Annotated in this window: 18 protein-coding genes; all 18 read right to left on the bottom strand. The window is 48.0% G+C overall.

The genetic code is table 11. From position 1 onward, the window contains the following. Nucleotides 1-104: 104 nt before the first annotated feature. The 18 genes from CHH60_RS15240 to atpG all read right to left on the bottom strand — a co-directional run bounded on the left by CHH60_RS15240 (nt 105) and on the right by atpG (nt 20736). Nucleotides 105-1232 carry a glycosyltransferase family 4 protein gene (locus CHH60_RS15240; protein WP_095359950.1) on the bottom strand — a complete coding sequence of 376 codons (1128 nt, stop codon included), beginning with the start codon at nt 1230-1232 and terminating at the stop codon, nt 105-107. 411 nt (nt 1233-1643) lie between these two features. Continuing rightward, nucleotides 1644-2402 (bottom strand): WecB/TagA/CpsF family glycosyltransferase, encoded by a 759-nt coding sequence (locus CHH60_RS15245; protein ID WP_095359951.1) that lies wholly within the window; start codon nt 2400-2402, stop codon nt 1644-1646. 7 nt (nt 2403-2409) lie between these two features. Next, entirely contained in the window at nt 2410-3579 is a 1170-nt protein-coding gene (gene csaB, locus CHH60_RS15250; RefSeq protein WP_095359952.1) for a polysaccharide pyruvyl transferase CsaB, read from the bottom strand. After that, nucleotides 3555-5576, bottom strand: a complete 2022-nt coding sequence (locus CHH60_RS15255; RefSeq protein WP_095359953.1) for a DUF5693 family protein — start codon at nt 5574-5576, stop codon at nt 3555-3557. Before CHH60_RS15255 ends, csaB begins: the two co-directional genes overlap by 25 nt. 225 nt (nt 5577-5801) lie before the next feature. Further along, nucleotides 5802-7523 (bottom strand): phospho-sugar mutase, encoded by a 1722-nt coding sequence (locus CHH60_RS15260; protein ID WP_095359954.1) that lies wholly within the window; start codon nt 7521-7523, stop codon nt 5802-5804. Nucleotides 7524-7635: 112 nt separating this feature from the next. Further along, on the bottom strand, nt 7636-8067 hold the full coding sequence (gene fabZ, locus CHH60_RS15265; protein ID WP_095291326.1) for a 3-hydroxyacyl-ACP dehydratase FabZ: 432 nt from the start codon (nt 8065-8067) through the stop codon (nt 7636-7638). 482 nt (nt 8068-8549) lie between these two features. Then, on the bottom strand, nt 8550-8774 hold the full coding sequence (locus CHH60_RS15270) for a DNA-directed RNA polymerase subunit beta (RefSeq protein WP_095359955.1): 225 nt from the start codon (nt 8772-8774) through the stop codon (nt 8550-8552). Between the two features lie 11 nt (nt 8775-8785). After that, entirely contained in the window at nt 8786-9625 is an 840-nt protein-coding gene (locus CHH60_RS15275; protein ID WP_095359956.1) for a flagellar hook-basal body protein, read from the bottom strand. A 30-nt stretch (nt 9626-9655) separates the two neighbouring features. Beyond that, nucleotides 9656-10540: a flagellar hook-basal body protein gene (locus tag CHH60_RS15280; protein WP_095359957.1), complete on the bottom strand. Its 885-nt coding sequence runs from the start codon at nt 10538-10540 to the stop codon at nt 9656-9658. 102 nt (nt 10541-10642) lie between these two features. Further along, nucleotides 10643-11641: a rod shape-determining protein gene (locus CHH60_RS15285; protein WP_095291319.1), complete on the bottom strand. Its 999-nt coding sequence runs from the start codon at nt 11639-11641 to the stop codon at nt 10643-10645. 218 nt (nt 11642-11859) lie between these two features. Beyond that, a complete protein-coding gene (gene spoIIID, locus CHH60_RS15290; RefSeq protein WP_024632710.1) occupies nt 11860-12147 on the bottom strand; it encodes a sporulation transcriptional regulator SpoIIID in 288 nt (95 codons plus the stop codon). 170 nt (nt 12148-12317) lie between these two features. Then, nucleotides 12318-13052 carry a M23 family metallopeptidase gene (locus CHH60_RS15295; RefSeq protein ID WP_095291317.1) on the bottom strand — a complete coding sequence of 245 codons (735 nt, stop codon included), beginning with the start codon at nt 13050-13052 and terminating at the stop codon, nt 12318-12320. Between the two features lie 375 nt (nt 13053-13427). Beyond that, the gene (gene spoIID / locus CHH60_RS15300) at nt 13428-14519 is read right to left on the bottom strand and encodes a stage II sporulation protein D (protein WP_441339398.1); all 1092 of its coding nucleotides are present in this window, start codon (nt 14517-14519) and stop codon (nt 13428-13430) included. 654 nt (nt 14520-15173) lie between these two features. Continuing rightward, nucleotides 15174-16520, bottom strand: coding sequence for a UDP-N-acetylglucosamine 1-carboxyvinyltransferase (gene murA / locus CHH60_RS15305; protein WP_095359959.1), 1347 nt, complete (start codon nt 16518-16520; stop codon nt 15174-15176). Nucleotides 16521-17036: 516 nt separating this feature from the next. After that, nucleotides 17037-17294 (bottom strand): DUF1146 family protein, encoded by a 258-nt coding sequence (locus tag CHH60_RS15310; protein WP_095359960.1) that lies wholly within the window; start codon nt 17292-17294, stop codon nt 17037-17039. 602 nt (nt 17295-17896) lie between these two features. Beyond that, nucleotides 17897-18301 carry a F0F1 ATP synthase subunit epsilon gene (locus tag CHH60_RS15315; RefSeq protein ID WP_095359961.1) on the bottom strand — a complete coding sequence of 135 codons (405 nt, stop codon included), beginning with the start codon at nt 18299-18301 and terminating at the stop codon, nt 17897-17899. Nucleotides 18302-18364: 63 nt separating this feature from the next. Continuing rightward, a complete protein-coding gene (atpD, locus tag CHH60_RS15320; protein WP_095359962.1) occupies nt 18365-19768 on the bottom strand; it encodes a F0F1 ATP synthase subunit beta in 1404 nt (467 codons plus the stop codon). Nucleotides 19769-19863: 95 nt separating this feature from the next. After that, nucleotides 19864-20736 (bottom strand): ATP synthase F1 subunit gamma, encoded by an 873-nt coding sequence (gene atpG / locus CHH60_RS15325; protein ID WP_095359963.1) that lies wholly within the window; start codon nt 20734-20736, stop codon nt 19864-19866. Nucleotides 20737-20856 lie beyond the last annotated feature (120 nt).

Raw genomic sequence — 20856 nt, forward strand, 5'->3', positions numbered from 1 at the left:
ATTATTTAGTAAAAACAGCAAATTAAACAAAAAACCTTATCCACATTGGATAAGGTTTGGGGCTTGGATAATATTCAAGAATTGCAGTAAACGAGCGTATCTATTTAGGATTTGGAGCGAGTCTCCGGATTAATTTTGACGCGCATGCGCATCAGGAAATTAATAACCGGTCGTCTGGTTTTACTTACAAGTCCAATCACTTCTGCACCAACCTGCAGGAAGAACATCATGATACAGATCACGACAAACGTTACCCAGTTGGCTTCGAACATGGCTGCCGACGATTGAATGATCGCCAGTACACCGAAGAATGCAGCAATACCGTAAATGATCAGTACCGTTTGACGGTGGCTGAATCCGAGCTCACGCAAACAGTGATGCAGGTGACCTTTGTCCGGTGAGAAAATCGGTTTCCGTTGTACCGCACGACGGATGATCGCGAAGAAGGTATCCGAGAGTGGTACACCGATAATGATCAGCGGCGTGATGAAGGACACGACTGCAATTTGTTTAAACCCAAGCATGGATAGCATCGCCAGAGAGAAACCAAGGAATAGCGATCCCGTATCTCCCATGAAGATCTTGGCCGGGTGGAAGTTGAAGAACAGGAACCCGACAATACTGCCCAACAGCACAAGGCACATCAAGGCAATCATCATATTACCCATCAGGAAGGACATCACGGCAATGGTACCAATCGCAATACCGGATACACCGGCTGCAAGACCATCGAGACCGTCAATCAGGTTAATCGCATTCGTCACACCAACGATCCACAGAATCGTCAGCGGAATGGCTACCCAAGCTTCAAGTGAGGAGTACGCATCCTGAAAAGGAATGTTGACGAAATCCACTCGGATATTAAATCCGAAAACAACGACTGCAGCAGCAACGAGCTGCCCAAGCAGTTTTACTTTGGCTGACAGTTCGAAACGGTCATCCAGTGCGCCAATCAGAACGATAATGGATCCACCGATCAGAAAGGCACTGACAAAGCTCATATCTCTTGTTGTAAACCATGCAGATACAAATGGAAGAAGTGCAGCTACTGTAATTATAAAAGCAAGAAAGATTCCCAATCCACCGAGACGTGGCATGATCCGAGTGTGCACCTTACGCGCATTCGGTGTGTCCATTGCACCTATTCTAACCGCGAACTTTTTGACAAGCGGTGTCAGGGCAAGAGCCAGTCCCATCGACACGATAAATCCAATGATAAAGATCGCTACCATTTGAACATTCGACCCCCAATTATAATACCCATACGAAATTATAAATCCCCTGATCTCTTTTATATATATAAAGAAATATTGTTAGCCATATTTAATGAAAAGACTTGCACTACAACGGAGAAGTCAGAAATAACCTGTAGAAGCGCAGCGTTCGCCTAAAAGCTTTCTGAAGGAAAGCTACTTCGAAAGCATAAGCTATCACCGGATTTCTCCCTATCTAAAGGGAATAAAAGAAATCTGGGGATAACAGCAATCGGAAGGTTGCCTTGCAATCGTAGTGCCAAGTGTAACGGTCTGATTCATTCTTTGAAAACATACATGTAATCCGGAATGAATTATACGCTGATCACACGCGAAACGCCAACCTCAATTTTTAGCAAAAACGTGCATTTTTCTCGTAATAGCCTGTATTTAACGGGCTTTAGTCACGTTTTCTTTGTCCTGGATCACTTTAATCGCGAATTTTGGAAGCGCAAGCATGCGGCCTGCACGACTCGGTTCGCGAAGCAGTCGGTAAAACCACTCCAGTCTTAGCTTCTGGAACAGTTTGGGGGCACGTTTACTTTTGCCGGAAATGACATCAAAACTGCCGCCAACACCCATGGTTACGGGAACCTGAAGCGCCTCCTTATACTTGTGAATCCAGGGTTCCTGCGTATCTGCGCCGCGTGCCACAAACAGCAGATCAGGTGCAGCTTCGCGAATGGAAGCAACCACCTCTTCGTCCTCAGCCGGGCCAAAATAACCGTCGCGATAGCCTACAATACGGATCGCCGGATATTGCTGTTGTAACCGAACTGCCGTTTCTTGAATCACCTCAGGGGTGGAACCGAGCAAATACACACCCCAACGATAGTTTTCTCCAACCCGCAGCAATTCATGTAAAAGCTCAAATCCGGGTACTCGCTCTGCTACAGGATCCCCACAATAATTGGCAGCCCACACGACGCCTGTACCATCCGGTACAATCAATTCGGCAGACTGCATCACTTGCATCATGGACGGATTCTCCAATGCTGCCATCACCATGATCGGGTTCGCTGTGATGACCTGATGCGGCTTCTTGGACAACACGGCTTCCCGGAGAGTCTCCACCGTTTCTTTCATCGTTAGTTTGGAAAAAGGAATACCATAGATCGAAACGGTAGGTATTGGTCCGGTCTGATTCATCTTTATCTCACCCTTTGCGGCCTAAATAGTTAATAATTTGCTGTGCAGGCACTCTGGCCTCCTGCTTCAGTTCGGTAATGCGATCTTCGTTTTCCTTCAACCACTGTGAACGTTGATCCAGTAGAGAGGCTACGCTCTTCGCCAGCTTGTCCCCATCGAGTGCAGTCGTGCTTCCTACAGGCTCACTATCCAGACGAAGCATGAACTGATCAATTTTGGGATCATATGAGATAGCCACAGGTGGCACATACTGCGATGCGGCATAGATCAAACTGTGCAGACGCATGCCAATAACAACATCACACTTGCTGACTTCCTCCAGCATGAGCTGTGGATCGGTCAGATTCGGAGTTATGCTGACCTCGCTGCCTTTACTAGTGACGTCTCCGAGCATCTCCATAATAAAACGGGAGGCCTGTTCGTCTTTTGGCAAATGAAATGGCATAAAACGCAGATGCACTGCTTTTTTGGCACATAGCTTCTTCAGTCCTGAGGCAATCGCCGTCAGTTCCTTCCGATCGGATTCCCAGAAACGCACGGATACACCGATGACCGGAAGCTTGGTTTGCCCCGCAGATGAACCTTCACTCGATTGATCCGGCGCATTCCCCATCGTAACATCCTTTTCTCTGCTGCCCACAGGCAAAGGCAATCCCATAACCGGGTCTGGCACAACATGAATCTGATTCCACTGCAATCCAAGTCCGCGCAGATAATCAGCCGATTGTTCATCCCGAACCGATATATACTTACACCCCTTGAATACGGAACGGATCATCGGATTGAAGAATTTACGGTTAACGGGCCCAATTCCCTGAGCATAAATAAACGTAGGTTTTTTCAGCCATTGCGCCAGCTTGATTACACCCAGATAGTAGGGAATGGATTTCAGTCCGGTTGCATCCTGCAGCAAGCTTCCACCGCCACTGATCAATCCGTCACTTTCCTTGATTGCTTCGCGAACTTCCTTCAATTTCATACGGTGAACAGAACGCACCCCATACATGGAGGTCGTCGACTCCGGATCGATGGAGAGCACGATCGGCTCAATGTTGACGCCGGATCTGTGACTCTCCTCTTCCAGTGCAGTCAGAATCGACTTAAGTACCGCTTCGTCTCCGCTATTGCGGAATCCGTAATATCCCGAGATGACTAACTTTTGAGAAGTGGTGACCATTTTTTCCAACATCCTTCCGCTACTTGCCACACACCCACAGCAATGATACCGAAGATTAAGCCAATTCCGAGTCCCATCACTCCGCGAATGAGAGATAATACAGCCGGTGTATGGATATGCGCGAACGTATCCACCATGGACAACTGTCCAATCGCAGCAATAATGAGTACAAAGATGACTTGACGATATTTTAAAGCGGCGAACACGCCTACGATAAACAGCGGGTGTCCCAGCACAAATTCTTTGAACCTTGGTCGTACGCCAAATGTATCCTCCAGCGTTGTACGCAGGAACATCTCAAATGGGGTTACTGAACCCGAGTTCCCTGTACGTGTCAAATAATAATATCCAGCTGCGGCTGCAACAACCGCCAGAACAACCATCAGTACATTAACCGGTGTACGCAGAATTCCTTTGAGCTGCTTAATGGAAATCGTACCCGATCCACGATAAAACAAGATATAAATAGCTACCAGTCCCATTGGAGCAAAGTGCAGCAGGCTCACGCCCCTAAACTGGTTAATGACCAGACTATACGTAATGCTGTTAAGCAATGCGATCATAAACGGCACGGCAAGGAACGACAGAATGGACGTTCTTACATATAAGATCAACGTTTGTGCCAATCGACGACCCGCAGATGCATTGGGTTGACGCTGCTGCTGATAATTCACGGTTCTCACCGCAAGCACCATCGCGATGGTTGGTGCCGAGATCGCAACAAGCAAGGCAATCCCCTGCTCAAGCAAGGTCGGTTTCAGAAGGAACAAGCCCGCACTTCCAACCAAACCTAAGACAAACACAAGCAAGGTCAACAGTGGTACGAAGTATGACACCATCAAGGTAATCATGGCAATTGCACCAACTAGCGCAACCAGCTTGGCATAACGCTGAATCGAAGATTCTTTTACTGTAAATGCTTCAGCCTGTCCCAGCTCGAATCCGCGCTTCTCCATGCGTTCAATCGCATGTCCTGGCTCACCCAGACTGTTAATCAGGTTCTCAATCGGATCTGTAATCATGGCTTTGGCCGTGTTCCGGCTAGGCCCTGCATTTAAATAGAGCATGCGGATGTTACGGTCCTTGGTAGCAAGCACAAAACGGTCCGCAATGACATCTACATCCAGATTGGCATCTCCCTCACTTAACGAATACAAACGAGCAACGTTGTAGTCCGTTTTGTAGGCAAGGGTTTCAAATCCGGATTGAGGCTTCTTCAAGTTTTCAATGGCTGCAAGTCCAATGTCATGTTTGTTCAACAATTGTGCGAACTGATCGAGACTCTTCATCTCCGCATTATCATTGTACCCTTTCACTGCATCGCCATCAAACAGGATGCGTTTCACGCCATTCTCTTCAAAGAAGGTCAGCAGGCGCTCCATGGATTCCTGGCTGTATGGCACACTATCTGCGATCCTTGGCAAAATGTAAAACCCTTTATCACGCAGCATTTGGATGGCAACCGGATCCGGCTGCATCGGCTGCATGTTGGCATTCTCCGGAGGAGTCTGCAAAATCAAGCCGCTACGACCTTCAAATTCCCATGGTACCACCGGAATCTGACGATCCGCGAACGTTTGTTCAATGATGGGTGTATAGGTTTGAGCATTTTCTTCGGAAGTGAACAACACATACGTGAAGTTCTCGTTAGGAGAAACCACGTTCTGAGTCAGGTTAGCAACATCCTGCCCGTTATATACTGTCAGTTTCCGTGACTTTCTAAGCTCATCCAGCGTACTTTCGAATACGGCCATCGTTGTGACGCCGGCATCTTTCAGACGAGTCAATTGCTCATTCATAAAATCCTGGGGATGGGCTTGATAAGCCGATATATCCAACAAACCTCTATAATTGAATACAAGCTCCACCTTTTTGGCGGACGATTCCGTCTGTACCCGATCACTGATGACAGGGATGGAAGCGATCAGTCCTATAATGACAACAAGCCACAGCCACTTCCGGGAAGCGGTATTCCAATAAAGCCATTTTTGACGCACTACATGTACCTCCTCAAGTGTTGGAACCAAATCCACGTTCAGCTCAAGTAATTCATTCAAATAATTAACGGGTATATACACAGCTTGTGTCAACAAGCCTTCGAATATCCGATCAATCTGCTTCTGACTCTGTAAAAATCACACCTAAAAGAAAAGCCCCTCCGCCAACCAACCTTACGGTGCGGAGAGGCTTTTAACCATTCGTGCTTCGTACAACAACCGTACTTATTGTGCGTCTACTCGCGACATTACCGTGGAAGCCAAACGTTCAATGCGGCCTTCCGCATCTTCCAGGCTCTCACCACGTACTGCGAAGTACACTTTGATCTTCGGCTCTGTACCGGAAGGACGTAGGCAGAACCATGATCCATCTGCCAAAATGAATTTCAGGACGTTTTCTTTTGGCAAGCCATCCAGACCAAGAGAGTAATCAAGCACATCTTGTACCGCGATACCCGCTACTTCTTGTGGCGGGTTCGAACGCCAATCCGTCATTTTCGCCTGGATTTGCGCTACACCGTCCTTGCCTTTCAGCGTACGGGACTCCAGCTTCTCCAGGAAATACCCGAACTGGCTATAGAGCTCCTGCAGGACATCGTACAGCGTTTTACCTTGGTTTTTGTAATATGCAGCAGCTTCTGCAATGAGCATCGAAGCCAGGATGGCATCTTTGTCACGGGCGTAGCTGCCTGCCAGGTAGCCATAACTCTCTTCATATCCGAACAAGAAGGTATGGCTGCCAGTTGCTTCGAACTGGTTCATTTTTTCACCAATATATTTGAAGCCTGTCAGGGTGTTCATCACTTCTGCACCGTAATGCTCCGCAATGACCGCTCCCATCTCGCTCGTTACTATCGTTTTGACGACTGCGCTGTTGCTTGGCAGCTTGCCTGTCTCTTGCAGACGGCTCAGCACATAATGCACCATGATCGCACCGGATTGGTTACCAGACAGTACGAAATACTTGCCATCATTGTCTTTCACAACTGCACCCATACGGTCTGCATCCGGATCGGTACCGATCAGAATGTCAGCACCTACGGATTCACCCAGTTTCATAGCAAGTGTGAATGCTTCGCGTTCTTCCGGGTTAGGAGACTTCACGGTGGAGAATTCAGCATCCGGCTGTTCCTGTTCTGCTACCACGTGTACCTGCTCAAAGCCGATTTGTTCCAATACACGGCGAACTGGAATATTTCCTGTGCCGTGCAGCGGCGTAAACACGATTTTGAAGTCACGGCAAACACCGGATTGAATCAGGTCACGACTCAGACTCACGCTGGCAACCGTATCAACAAATGCCTGATCTTCCTCTTCACCCAGCCATACCAGCAAGCCCTGTGCTTCAGCTTCTTCCTGGGTCAGCTTTTTCACATCGGCAAGGGAAGGAACTTCCTGAATGTACTGGATGACTTTCTCTGCTTCGTGCGGTACCAGTTGGCCACCTTCGTGGTTGTACACTTTGTATCCGTTATATTCCGGTGGGTTATGACTTGCCGTTACCACAATACCGCCCGTCGCTTGCAAGTGACGCACACTGAAGGACAGCTGCGGCGTAGGGCGCAGGGATGTGAACAGCTTGGCTACGATGCCGTTTCCGGCAAGAACCAACGCAGCATCCAGCGTAAATTCAGGCGAGTAGTGACGGGAGTCATGGGCAATAACCACAGAAGGTCTGCCTTCCTTGTCCCCATGCTGTTCGAGCAGATAACGTGCAAAACCTTGAGTCGCCCGACCAACGGTGTACTTGTTCATCCGGTTGCTCCCGGCGCCAATGACCCCGCGCAATCCACCTGTACCAAACTCCAGATTTCGATAGAAACGATCCTCCAGCTCTTTCGGCTGATCCTGCAAATCACGAAGCTCCTGTTTCGTCGCTTCATCAATCGAAGCATCCTCCAACCACTGCTGTAACGTCTGTGCTGCTGTTCCGCTTAACTGTTCCATTCCTATAAACCCCTTCCGTCTATATAAATTCAATGGTTTGCTGAGCTGCTTCAGCATTTTGCATCAATCCGTTATATACACTCCGATCTAATGCAAATGCTCATGGTTATAATCAGCTTGGGTCAGACAGTGCAAACATGATTTCGCCTTCAGCGACGACTTTGTCTTCCACACGGGCTGTCGCTTTGCCTTTACCGATCGAACCCTTCAGACGTGTAATTTCCACTTCCAGCATCAATGTATCTCCAGGCACAACTTGACCACGGAATCGGAAGTTGTCCAGTCCCGCCAAGAAGCCAATTTTACCTTTATTGCTCTCCACGTTAAGAATCGCTGCTGCGCCTACTTGAGCCAGTGCTTCGGTGATCAACACCCCTGGCATTACCGGATATTCTGGGAAATGACCGATGAAGAACGGTTCGTTGATCGTTACATTTTTCAGACCAACGGCGCGTTTGCCATCCTCCATTTCTACAATCTTGTCCACCAGCAGAAACGGGGGACGGTGCGGGATAATGGCTTGAATCTGTTTGCTATCGAGCACAATTTAATCTCCTTTCAGGGTCATTTATTATGAGACTCTCCATAATGGACTGACCATGTGCGTGCTTGCGACCGTTACGGTTTCGGATCGTTCTTTCGATCGCTGTTGTTTCTCGAATGTGTACTGAACTATTTATTAAATGGTATACATTCGAAAACAAAGGCGAACGCTTCGCTTCTTTAGAATCGATTCCGTTCCCTCCACTAGTTCTCAGCATGAAATGGACAACCCAACTATTATAAAGTCGAGCTCATATAAATGTGGTTATTTTTATTTGGTATGAAAAACGCATATTCAGTTAACACTACTAATATCCTTCATGACTGCAGTAGTGAAGGTTGAGATAAGGGGTCTCTCTTCGCGATGACAATCGTCTTTCGCAGGGGAGGCCTCTTTTGACGTCAAACGTCATCCATCATTATACTGTTTTCAACGCGAAAAAGAAAACTCCTGCCTGCGCAGGAGTTTTCGCTATTTCACGATCATGAAGCGAACACCAGATCATATACATGTTTCCAGGTACTCCACTGGAACACGGAGCCAATATCCTGTTTGCCCAGTACCACATAACCAGCGACCATGCCGCCAGCGAGGGCAAGAACAAGCAAGACCGGGATCAGGAACCATCTGGCGACGCGCCATCCACTCTTTTTCTTCTTGACTTCCTTCTTCTCTGGCTTGCTGTTCTGCTTCTGTGTATCTGTCATCGCATTCACCTTTATGCTCTTATAGTGTTGGCAAGACCTGCCATCGAATCACTTGATGTCAGTGCACGTGCTGCCAGCTGATAGGTCCGCTGTCCTTGCATCAATAGTGCCATCTCCTGTGTCAGATCCACGTTGGATTGCTCCAGAAAGCCCGCACGAATCGTAGCTACGGAATCACGTGTAGCCGCATTAGCGCCAAACACATCATCCTCGGTCAAGCCGGCATCCAGACCAAACAGATTATCTGCGTATTGCACAAGTCCTTCCGGACGTTCGATGTCTACAAGCTGCAGCTGGGCACCAATCGTTGCATTGGCTTCATTGCCGCGACGAATCAATAGATTACCCTTCTCGTCGAAGGCCACTTTACTATTGTTCGGAGCCGTGATCCGGTTACCTTGACGATCCAGCGCGAAGTAGCCTTCCCCATTAACCAGCACCATCATCTGAGGTGCATTGGGGTTCGGGTTAGGTGTTGGATCAGGGACAAAATGGAATGCTCCCTGACGTGTCCACATTTTCTGACCATTCGCTTCAACGGCAAACATCGCGTTGCCTTCGATTGCCAAATCCGTTGGACTGCCTGTCTCATTCAGTGTCCCCTGAGACATATCCTTCGTCACGCTCGTCAAACGGGCACCAAATCCCAGATTATATCCCATTGGGGTGGAACGTCCATCGAGCTTATACTTGTCCGGCTGCTGCTGCACCCGGGTCAGTACATCCTCGAACGCCGCCTGCTTGCTTTTATAGCCTGCCGTATTCACGTTGGCAATATTATCGGAAATGACATCCAGACGTTGCTGTATCGCGGTCATCGAGACCTTCGCACTAATCATGGAATTATTCATTTAGTAATTCATCCTCTCTATTGCCGCGCGTTATACACGACCTACATCATTGACAGCTTTGTCCAAACTTCGATCATAGAACTGCACAACCTTCTGATTCGCTTCATACGCACGATAGGCGGCATTCATATCCACCGTAGCTTGAGAAGCATCCACATTCGATCCTTCCAGGTAGCCCTGACGGATCTGCACATTATCTCCCGCAGCCATCATTCGCGCTGTAGCACCTTCCTGGTCATACAGACTAAAATTACCGTCACCCTGCCGAACCAGTTGGTTAGGTTGATCAATGACGCTGATTCCAAGCGTAACCCCCGTCGGTGCTCCCGTGCCTGCATCCACAAGACGGCCTTGCTCATCCACTTTAAATTGGTCCACTGAGCCTGTCAACACAACCGGCTGTCCATCATTATCCAGAACCTGAGCTCCCGTTGAGCTTAATAGTTCTCCCGTTCCGGTAACCTGGAAGTGACCATCACGTGTATATCTTGTATTGCCTTCCGCATCCCGCACCGTGAAATACGCTTGAGGCTGGTAGATCACCGTGCCATCAGCTCGTACAAATTTGCCTGAACCGTCAAAAGCGACAGGTTGTCCCGTCTGCGGATCATTAACGGACAGATTGGACGAAATGGCAAAATCACTCTTTTGACCACTCTCCATAATCGCTCCCTGCAAATTCATGGACAAGCTCTCTTCCGCGAACACCCCTGTGTTCAGCCTGCCCAGCCGCTTCGTCGGAACATTGGCATCTCCACCGACCAACGTAATGAGCATTTCCGGGAATGAACGGCTTACGCTGTTCACCTGTTTATATCCCGTCGTGTTGGCATTAACAATATTTTGAGTCGCTGTATCATGGCGGCGTTGCTGCGTAATCATTCCCGCGGTAGCGGTGTACAAACCTCTTAGCATGAATAAACCCCTCTCCTCAAGCGCTTGTCCTGCACTGCAGGATCAATGCTTGTCCGTTCTATTGCCGAGCATAGGCGAACCTTTGATACTTATATCGGCAGATCAGAACTTTTTCTTAACCACTTGATCCAAATTATTGAGCATAATGCCTGTCCCTTTTACGACACAATGCATCGGATCCTCTGCAACCCATACCGGTACATGCAGTTCATTGGACAAAAGCTCGTCCAGCCCATTAAGCAAAGCGCCTCCGCCAGTCAGTACGACACCCCGGTCAATAATATCCGCCGACAGCTCTGGTGGCGTCCGCTCCAATACCGATTTTGCTGCAACGATAATGGATTGCACGGAATCCCATAGCGCTTCCTGTACTTCACTTCCCGACACCGTTACGGTAACAGGCAATCCGGATACCATATCCCGTCCGCGAATGTCCATCTCGGTTTGACGTCCAGCCGGGTTTACGGAACCAATCGCAATCTTCAGGTCCTCGGCAGTGCGTTCACCGATCATGAGTTTGTACTTGGCTTTGATAAACTTGATAATCGCTTCGTCGAACTTGTCCCCTGCGACTTTAATAGAAGAGGCGGTGACTACGTCGCCCATAGACAGGACTGCAACGTCAGTCGTTCCGCCGCCGATATCCACGACCATATTGCCGCTCGGCTGAAAAATATCCATTCCTGCACCAATGGCTGCCGCTTTTGGCTCTTCTTCCAAAAATACTTCTTTGGCACCGCTGCGCTCCGCAGCCTCACGGATCGCCTTCTGCTCCACGGAAGTAATATTCGTCGGTGCACAGATCAGAATACGCGGGTGGCTGTACCAGCTTCTCGCCCCCACACGATTAATGAAATGTCTGAGCATCGCTTCCGTAATTTCGAAGTCCGCAATAACGCCGTCACGCAGCGGTCGGATGGCAACAATGTTACCCGGAGTACGCCCCACCATACGACGCGCTTCCTCCCCAACAGCAAGGACCCGCTTCGTATCGCTTTCAATGGTCACGACGGAAGGTTCATCGAGGACGACCCCACTTCCTTTCACGTGAATAAGCACGTTCGCCGTGCCAAGATCAATACCGATATCCTTGCTTAACATAAAAGAGCCCCCAAAGTGATATTATTTGGTCAGCGTATCCTGTGAAAAAGAGTCCCTTATCACGTCACCGCTCGTTCGACAAAGTGCAACATATATATGTAAAAATCGGGCTGATAAGATGTCATAATTCGATCCTGTACCAGCTTTTAACATATCATACTTCAGGGGAGGGATTCAATCCATGTGTGAGCTTTTTGGCCTACGTCTTTTCGCGATGGTTACGATTTAGCGGAAGCCAGTACTTCACGCTTTTTGCCGCTTGTTTTTTTGTATTTGATTTTGGTCGCTTCGCCGCCCCGCAAGTGGCGGATGGACTTGTGGTACTCCAGGATATGTTTCACCTGGTCAGCAAGATCAGGGTTGATTTCCGGCAGACGCTCCGTCAGGTCCTTATGCACAGTACTCTTTGACACGCCGAACTCTTTGGCAATGGTACGGACCGTATTCCTCGTCTCGACAATGCAGCGACCTATTTTTATGGTCCGTTCCTTGATGTAATCGTGCACGCTCCCGCCTCCCTACTGTGTGGATAGTTTGGTACATTATATGAGGAGCATGCCTATATATTCGCGGTTTAGAGGTGTGACAAGCTTCGGAGGTCCCAATAATTTCTGAAAAGCACAAAAAAAGCAGAGGGGATTTCCCTCTGCCCTTTTCATTCTGCGTTAAAAATCATTTATTTTTCCGGAAGATATCCTTGCGGGTTAACGGGTTGACCGTCTTCGTATACTTCGAAGTGCAGGTGGTTGCCGAGCGTTTTTTCCAGTTCATTTACGCCAGCGGATGCAATTGCATCTCCCTGTTTCACTTCATCATCCTGTTTCACTTTGACGTCAGACAGACTTTGGTATACGGTTTTGAGGTTATCACTGTGCGTGATTTCCACAACTTGACCCGTCAGCGGATTTTGCTCCACCCGTGTCACTTTACCGCCGAGTGCTGCTTTTACTTCAAATGATTTGTTATCCCCACGCGCCAGGTCTACGCCTGTGTTCGGAATAAACGTATCGTTGTACTGCACCATTGCGGCTTCATGTTCTTCGGTAGAGCCTTCGTTCTCATAGAACGGTTTAACAACAGAGATTTCCGACGGACTTGCTACTGGCCATGCAAAACTTTCCGACTGAGCGACAACTTCCACACTTTCTTCTCCACCAACTGCTGTTTCTTCTGTACCCGATGCTCCTGTTTCTACTACTCCACTAGCAGGATCGGAGTTCAGCGTTTTCTCGCCTGTACCCTGATAGACCCACACTAATGTTAGTATAATGCCTGCTGCTGCGATGTAGGCTGCCGGGAAGACCCAACGTTTGGACATTGCTCTTTTCCATGAAGAGGGCTGGCTGGCCGGTACTCCTTGAGTTGTTTTAGGAGTTTCTTCTTGGACTGTTTTTTTGTTTTGTTCATTCATCTTGATCACCTCAGTAACAAGTGTTACCGGGTGCAACTCTTTTATACACGTGCGACTCTAATTTTTTTCACGGAGGTTTCAGAGACTGCTATATATGACTGATATGGGGATGTCCGTGCACCGCTCCGGGGCCAGAAAACCTTCCGACCGGCTGTTATCCCCGTATTTCCATATTATATTCTCCCAAGGGAGAAATCCGGTGATAAAGGCGGACGCTACGCTTCTACAGGTCTTTTCTGTCCCCTGCGCTCTCCATATACTCTCACTTTCCGCATAAATAGCCGAATCTCGAAAGCTCCGGAATGGGTATTTGGTTGGTAGAGAAGCTGGATTAATTCAGATTGATTCGCAAGTATTCATCCGTCTTGATGTCTCTTATTTCGAGGCCAACATCTTCGATGCCTGTCCAAAGGAGATGCCTGTATAGTAGTGTTTCAGAATCTGTGTCGCTGTGTGTCCCTCCTGCGCCATGCCATTCGCTCCCCACTGGCTCATTCCCACGCCATGTCCGTAACCGAAGGTCGTAATCTGCACCTCGTCACCCTCTGTCGTCCAGCTGAATTGACTGGATCTCAATCCAAGCAGTTTACGCACCTCTGGTCCACTGAACGTTGAACCTGCGATCTGCATCTCCTTAATTCGGTGACCTTCTGTTGTAGACAGCACTTCCATCCAGGAGCCACCTTCCTGGGCAGTGACCGGGATAGCATTGGCACTCAAATTCAACTTCTGGAGAATTTCGCTGCGCTTCATTGTGACGGTCTCCTTGAATCCCGGGGCTAACTTCTGATCCCATGGACTCGCTACACTTTTCAAATAGGGTACGACATTTCCCCATACATCCTCAGCGTTCTCTGTATAACCGTTACTTGTAGAAAAAAAGGATGCGGTAATGGCCTTACCCTGATATGTCATCACGGCGTCCCGGCTTTCGCGGATGGCCTGCTGTAACTTCTCCCATTCCTCCGCTTTCCCCAACCGTGTCCATTCCTTTTCTACCTGGTCCGGTGGAAGAAACACCTGATGACTAACCGTATCCGTTACATCTGCATCACCCGATGGTACACCGCTGGTATCATGTGCTGCCAGCCTTCTGACGATAAAGGTCCGCGCTGCAATTGCCTGGGCTTTCAATGCCTCAAGCCTGAACTCGGCAGGCATCTCTGCAGCAACAACACCCGTCACGTACTCCTCAAGCGGAAGATTCATTGTTGTTCCCGTTGCAGACAGATACACTCTTACATGGGGTTCTGGGTATGTCACTGGCACAGCTGGGGCAGGGACGGTGTTCGTTACACTGCCTGTTGATGGTGCAACAGGGATCGGCTTCACCGGATCACTTGTCCGGGGCCACACTAATATAGCAGGGATCAGGAGTGCCAGCGCCAAGAGCCCTGATACAGCAGCAGCTGGTTGCCATCGCCTGGATCCGCTTGACCACCTGCGTCCTCTTCCGAATGTCCTCATCCGACGTCTCTTTACTGGGCGGAACTGATCCAGTTCTATGACAGGTCCGCGGATTCCCCTTGACTCACGCTCAGACTGGTCTGATGCTCCTGTTGGGTTTGTATTGATTATTCTTTTGGCCTCTGCAGCTGAACTTCTGCTATTCATCGCTGTGAGCTTGTCTTTCTCCATTCCGGCATCCGAAGTCTGCTTGGACTCCTCCATCATTGGACGGGGGACAAGGGGCACCTTAACCTGTATACGAGCTTCTTTCATTTCGACATACCCTCCGTTGTACATAGGCCGTCATAGACCGGTCCTTTTGTTCAAATCCATAGTTTAGGGTATGAGCTGTTTCGATCTGATAGAACCTGATTTGAGAGAAAGAAAGAGCTTTTGATTCTTTTTAATGTTAGATTAACATTGCTCTGCTATAGTGGATAAACCGCCGATATACAGCCATTTTTGACATCCATAACCTTGCACCGCATTCTCTATTGAAATTCGTTTATTTGATTGTATATATTTAAAAATTTGACCCACAGTTCTTCCATTAGGACCAGCTATTAATAGAATCAGGTACTCAATTGTTGGCCATACTTTAATAGCATAGTGTCAAAAAAAGGCATAAAAAAAGCCAAGCCAGATGGCTTAGCTTTTTACTAAAAACATGATTTAAGCCCAAGTCGGTTGTACCTTGAACATCGGCACTTCTTCCTCAGCTTTTTCGGTTGCAGGCTTAGCTGCGTCCAGTTTCGGTTCTTCAACCGAAATACGGTAGATGTCGGCTCCGAGTCCATTTAGCTTTTCAGCCAGATGAACGTAGCCGCGGTCGATGTGATGAACACCGCCGACTTCAGTTGTGCCTTCAGCAACCAGACCCGCAATAATGAGTGCAGCACCCGCACGCAAATCGGTAGCTGTAACTTTGGCACCCTTCAGTTTCGCATTACCTGTAATGATGGACGAACGGCCTTCCACTTTGATCTCCGCATTCATCAATTGGAATTCATCCACATGCATGAAGCGATTCTCAAATACCGTCTCTGTTACAACACTTGTTCCTTCTGATGCCAGCAAGAGCGCCATCATCTGGGACTGCATGTCAGTAGGGAATCCAGGGTATGGTAATGTTTTCACATCTACTGCCTTGAGTGGACGGTCCGCAATGACACGTACCCCATTCTCATCTGGCAGGATGGTCACTCCCATCTCTTCCATCTTGGCAATAACCGAACCCAAATGATCGGAGATTGCACCTTCGATGTAGACGTCGCCACCAGAAATAGCAGCAGCAGCCATGTAGGTACCCGCTTCTACCCGGTCAGGAATCACTGTGTGCTTCACTCCAGTGAGTTTCTCCACACCTTCGATGCGAATAACTCCTGTACCCGCTCCACGCACTTTGGCACCCATTCCGTTAAGGAAGTTGGCCAGATCCACAATCTCAGGTTCTTTCGCTGCGTTCTCCAGCACGGTAACACCGTCAGCCAGCGTTGCAGCCATCATAATATTTTGAGTAGCTCCGACGGAAGCTACATCCAGATAAATTTTTGCACCGCGCAACCGTCCTTGGCTGCGAGCTTCGATATAGCCTTGGCCCAAGCTGATCTCGGCACCCATGGCTTCAAAACCTTTCAAATGCTGATCAATCGGCCGTGTTCCGATGGCACATCCACCAGGAAGCGAAATTCTTGTATGACCCATACGCGTCAATAAAGGCCCCATGACCAGAAAAGACGCCCGCATTTTACTTACCCATTCATACGGGGCTTCGCAGGAAGTAAGTTTTTCCGCATTCACGGTAATCACTTCGTCCCGGTATGTAACACCCGCTCCCAGCGATTCCAACACTTTGTTAATCGTCATCACATCGTCTAGAGGAGGTGCGTCAATAATAACGCTTTGTCCTTCTTCCCCTAGTAGAGAGGCAGCGATGATCGGAAGAACAGAATTTTTAGCGCCGCTAACTTTGACACTTCCGGTCAACCTTTTGCCACCGCGGACGATAAATTTGCTCATCATGGTTCCCTCCGCGCTTTTATTCCCTTTTCTTCATTCCGGAATACGTAAGCCCTCTGTGTTAGAAAGGACTGTTGCTGTGTGTGGAATTTCGACATTCCCCGGCAAAAAACGCCTGATGTCTGTTCAGAAAAGAATTGGTTTATAATCCAAAATTGATGATAACACTTGCCGTGCTGATTGCCTGCAAACTTGTAATTAAGGCTTACAGGTCAGCAAAACATCAGGACAGACGGATTGGGATAATTATTAGCCGGCAAATACCGGGGATCCCGTTTATAACCTAAGGTTAAAGTGAACAATAGTTAATTCCCTAACTTCCATCATAACATTTTTGAATTGTACGATACAAGCATTTTTACATAAAACATCTCAGTTCAACCAATTATACGTCACACATTTTTCTTAATTGTTAACAGGTTGGTCATACTCTAATTGTTGACACAAACAATCGATGTTATTCGACAATCAGGCTGCATGAAGAACCTAACAGATGATTAACCAACCATCTCAACATTAAAACAAATGACGCAACATTTGGGTCCATGATAAATAATCAATAACGAACCCGGATACGGCATGACCCAGAATAATGGCAAACAGCAAATGCAGCAATCTTCCTTGAGCACCCTTCGGCTGTCTGATAATCAGATCAAGCTTCAGGTTTTGCAGTGCCCACCATGCGAGTGCTATACACAATAGCGAAACGACAATCGAAACTAACCCATTTGTGCTTAATGACTGGTTCAACTGATTCGTCAGATCAATATCCATATATTCATTACCTCCACATTTGTTGCAGCAACCAGCGCAATTTTGCTTGTCATCCTTAATTTAAAAGTCATAAGAATGGTTTGTTCCAGCAGAACACAACTGACTCACCGCTGAAGTACCCCATATGGATATCCTTCGTGTTGCCCATTCATCGAGCAGCACAATCGGGCTGTGAATGATCATGGAATTCATCTTCGCAGCTGCAATCTCTGCTGACTCTATGGAATATAGGCTCTTTCATCATACATTGTCAATTACATTGATTTCCACTTTGAGAATATTTTAATTTTAAACCATCGGGATTTTGTGACTAAAACGACATAAAAGAGCGCTATTTCGATATCGATCTTGTCATTTCCTCGGAAATAATTTGGTTTGAACTGGCCAAAAATGGGTCTATTAGTGGTAACTATCACCACTACTATAGTCCTATACTATATTCAATATCACACGAACGGTGATCATTGTTTACAAAAATTAACGGAGAATCTACATAAAATCATCCAGTAAATTACGATTGCATTAAATAAATATGGAAGCCATTTCTGCGAAACACAGCGAAAAAGCCCGGCAGACCAAGCCGCCGGGCTTCCTTTAATCGTTTATTTGCCGTATACGTTGATCCGGTTAACCGCTTTTTGCAGAGCAATCTCTGCCCGGCGGTGATCAAAGTGGTCCTGGTTGCTTTGGCTGCTGAGACGGCGTTCTGCCCGTTCCTTCGCTGCACGCGCACGATCCACATCGATATTTTCCGGGAATTCGGCACTTTCTGCGAGAACAACAACCTTATCTTTGCGGACTTCGATAAAACCGCCGCCAATAGCGACCTGCTTGTTCTCTTTTCCGTTTTTGATAATAATTGGTGCAATCTGCAATGGTGTAACCATAGGGATATGGCCTGGTAAGATCCCCAATTCCCCTTCAATACCACGAGCGATGATACTATCTGCTTGCTCCGAATAGACCAAACGCTCAGGTGTTACGATTTCCAACAAAAAGGTGCTCAATTCCATCCCTCCTGAAACTATCCGAAGGATAGCTCGCTTCATAAGGACAATCCTGGATTCAGATTATACCAGTGTTTTAGCTTTCTCCACTGCCTCTTCAATCGTACCCACGAAGAGGAATGCTGCTTCCGGCAGATCGTCATGCTTGCCTTCGAGAATCTCTTTAAAGCTGCGCACTGTTTCTTTAACCGGAACGTATTTACCCGGAATACCGTTAAATGCTTCAGCAACGTGGAAAGGCTGGGACAAGAAACGTTGAATTTTACGAGCACGGTAAACGAGCGCTCTGTCTTCTTCACTCAGCTCGTCCATACCCAGGATCGCAATGATATCCTGCAGCTCATTATAACGCGCCAAGATGCGTTTAACGCCTTGTGCTACGCTATAGTGTTCTTCACCTACAACTTCTGGTGCCAAGATCCGGGAGCTAGATGCAAGTGGATCTACCGCAGGGTAGATACCCATCTCGGAAATTTTACGCTCCAGGTTCGTTGTTGCATCCAAGTGAGCAAACGTTGTTGCAGGAGCTGGATCCGTATAGTCATCCGCAGGTACGTAGATCGCCTGGATGGATGTAACCGATCCTTTTTTCGTGGAAGTGATACGCTCTTGCAATTGACCCATTTCTGTTGCCAGCGTAGGCTGGTAACCTACCGCGGAAGGCATACGTCCGAGCAAGGCAGATACTTCTGAACCCGCTTGGGTGAAACGGAAGATGTTATCGATAAAGAGCAACACGTCACGGCCTTCTTCATCACGGAAATATTCCGCCATCGTCAGACCTGTGAGGGCTACACGAAGACGTGCGCCTGGAGGCTCGTTCATTTGTCCGAAGACCATTGCTGTTTTGTTGATAACGCCGGAATCACTCATCTCGTGATACAAGTCGTTACCTTCACGTGTACGCTCACCAACACCCGCGAATACGGAAATACCACCGTGCTCTTGCGCAATGTTGTTGATCAATTCTTGAATTGTAACGGTTTTACCTACACCGGCACCACCGAACAAACCGATTTTACCACCTTTGGCGTAAGGAGCCAGCAAGTCGATAACTTTGATACCTGTCTCCAGCATTTCAGCTTGAGTCGTCAGTTCATCGAATGCAGGAGCAGAGCGGTGAATCGGGTTTTTATGTTCAGCAGCTACAGTACCGCCAGTATCAATTGCTTCGCCGAGTACGTTAAATACACGACCCAGTGTCGCTTCCCCAACAGGTACAGAGATTGGAGCTCCTGTATCTACTGCTTCCATACCACGTACGAGACCGTCCGTGGAGGACATCGCGATACAACGTACCCGGTTGTCACCCAGATGTTTCGAAGCTTCAAGTGTAAGACTTACACTTACGCCGCTTTCGCTTACTGTAGTGATCGTAATGGCATTGAGGATTTCCGGCAGACCGCCGCGATCAAACTCGACGTCAACAACCGGACCCATGATGCTCACAACGCGTCCTTTGTTCATCTTAACGTTCCCCTCCTACAAGCCTGCTACTTTGACAAAAATAAAGTTCCGTTCGTTTATCTTTGCAGTGCAAGCCTTCATTAAATAAAAAACGGTTAGCCTTGTGCTGCGTTGGCACCTGCCACAATTTCCGTAATCTCCTGCGTGATCGCCGCTTGACGGGCACGGTTGTATGTCAATGACAAATCGTTAATGAGTTTGGATGCATTTTTGGTTGCATTACCCATTGCCGTCATTTTCGCGCCCAGCTCACTCGCCTTACCGTTCAGAAGTGCACCGTAGATCAGCGTTTCCGCATAACGCGGTAGCAAAACTTCCAGTACAGCTTCAGCTGAAGGCTCGTATTCGTAGCTCGCCGTCGGTCCTTCCGCAGCAGTTACCTCAGGTGTTTCCATTGGAAGAAGTTTTTCTACCGTAGGAATCTGGGTCAACGCATTCACAAAGCGGTTATAACAAATGTACAATTCATCAAATTTAGCCAACTCAAATCCTTGAACAGCCTCGTGTGCAATAGATTTGATGTCTGCAAATGCTGGTGAATCGGATAGATCCGTTGTAACGGATGCCATCGCAATTTCGCGCCGTCTGAAGTAATCGCGTCCTTTACGCCCAATAACGAACAACTCGTAGTCATCTTGGGAGTTATGGCGCTCTTTGAGCGTCAGATTGACCTGACGCAAAACGTTCGCATTGTATCCACCCGCAAGACCGCGGTCCGATGTAATGATCAGGTAAGCTGTCTTTTTGACCGGACGGCTCTCGAGCATCGGATGCTGGATCCCTTGCGTGCTTGATGCAATACTAGCCACAACTTCTTTCAGTTTCTCCGAATACGGACGGGCTGCCTCAGCTTTTTCCTGCGCTTTACGCAGTTTTGCAGCTGCAACCATCTCCATTGCTTTGGTGATTTGCTTGGTGCTTTGTACGCTTTTAATTTGCCGCTTAATTTCGCGCATGCCTTTTGCCATGATTTCACCACCTCAAAACTTTGGCGGAGCCAAAGTTACTTCGTAAGCATAATCTTACTTTGACGGGGTCAAAGTTTTACATGCAGACATGCGGAATCGGTTAAACAACTCCGCAGCTGC

It is taken from the genome of Paenibacillus sp. 7523-1 (assembly GCF_002276415.1).
In the GTDB taxonomy this organism is placed as follows: Bacteria; Bacillota; Bacilli; order Paenibacillales; family Paenibacillaceae; genus Paenibacillus; species Paenibacillus illinoisensis_A.

Coding starts and splice junctions, on each gene's coding strand:
- CHH60_RS15240 (WP_095359950.1), bottom strand. CDS start 1,232: ATGGTAGCGATCTTTATCATTGGATTTATCGTGTCGATGGGACTGGCT.
- CHH60_RS15245 (WP_095359951.1), bottom strand. CDS start 2,402: ATGAATCAGACCGGACCAATACCTACCGTTTCGATCTATGGTATTCCT.
- csaB (WP_095359952.1), bottom strand. CDS start 3,579: ATGGTCACCACTTCTCAAAAGTTAGTCATCTCGGGATATTACGGATTC.
- CHH60_RS15260 (WP_095359954.1), bottom strand. CDS start 7,523: ATGGAACAGTTAAGCGGAACAGCAGCACAGACGTTACAGCAGTGGTTG.
- CHH60_RS15270 (WP_095359955.1), bottom strand. CDS start 8,774: ATGACAGATACACAGAAGCAGAACAGCAAGCCAGAGAAGAAGGAAGTC.
- CHH60_RS15275 (WP_095359956.1), bottom strand. CDS start 9,625: ATGAATAATTCCATGATTAGTGCGAAGGTCTCGATGACCGCGATACAG.
- CHH60_RS15280 (WP_095359957.1), bottom strand. CDS start 10,540: ATGCTAAGAGGTTTGTACACCGCTACCGCGGGAATGATTACGCAGCAA.
- CHH60_RS15285 (WP_095291319.1), bottom strand. CDS start 11,641: ATGTTAAGCAAGGATATCGGTATTGATCTTGGCACGGCGAACGTGCTT.
- CHH60_RS15295 (WP_095291317.1), bottom strand. CDS start 13,052: ATGAATGAACAAAACAAAAAAACAGTCCAAGAAGAAACTCCTAAAACA.
- spoIID (WP_441339398.1), bottom strand. CDS start 14,519: ATGAGGACATTCGGAAGAGGACGCAGGTGGTCAAGCGGATCCAGGCGA.
- murA (WP_095359959.1), bottom strand. CDS start 16,520: ATGAGCAAATTTATCGTCCGCGGTGGCAAAAGGTTGACCGGAAGTGTC.
- CHH60_RS15310 (WP_095359960.1), bottom strand. CDS start 17,294: ATGGATATTGATCTGACGAATCAGTTGAACCAGTCATTAAGCACAAAT.
- atpD (WP_095359962.1), bottom strand. CDS start 19,768: ATGAACAAAGGACGCGTTGTGAGCATCATGGGTCCGGTTGTTGACGTC.
- atpG (WP_095359963.1), bottom strand. CDS start 20,736: ATGGCAAAAGGCATGCGCGAAATTAAGCGGCAAATTAAAAGCGTACAA.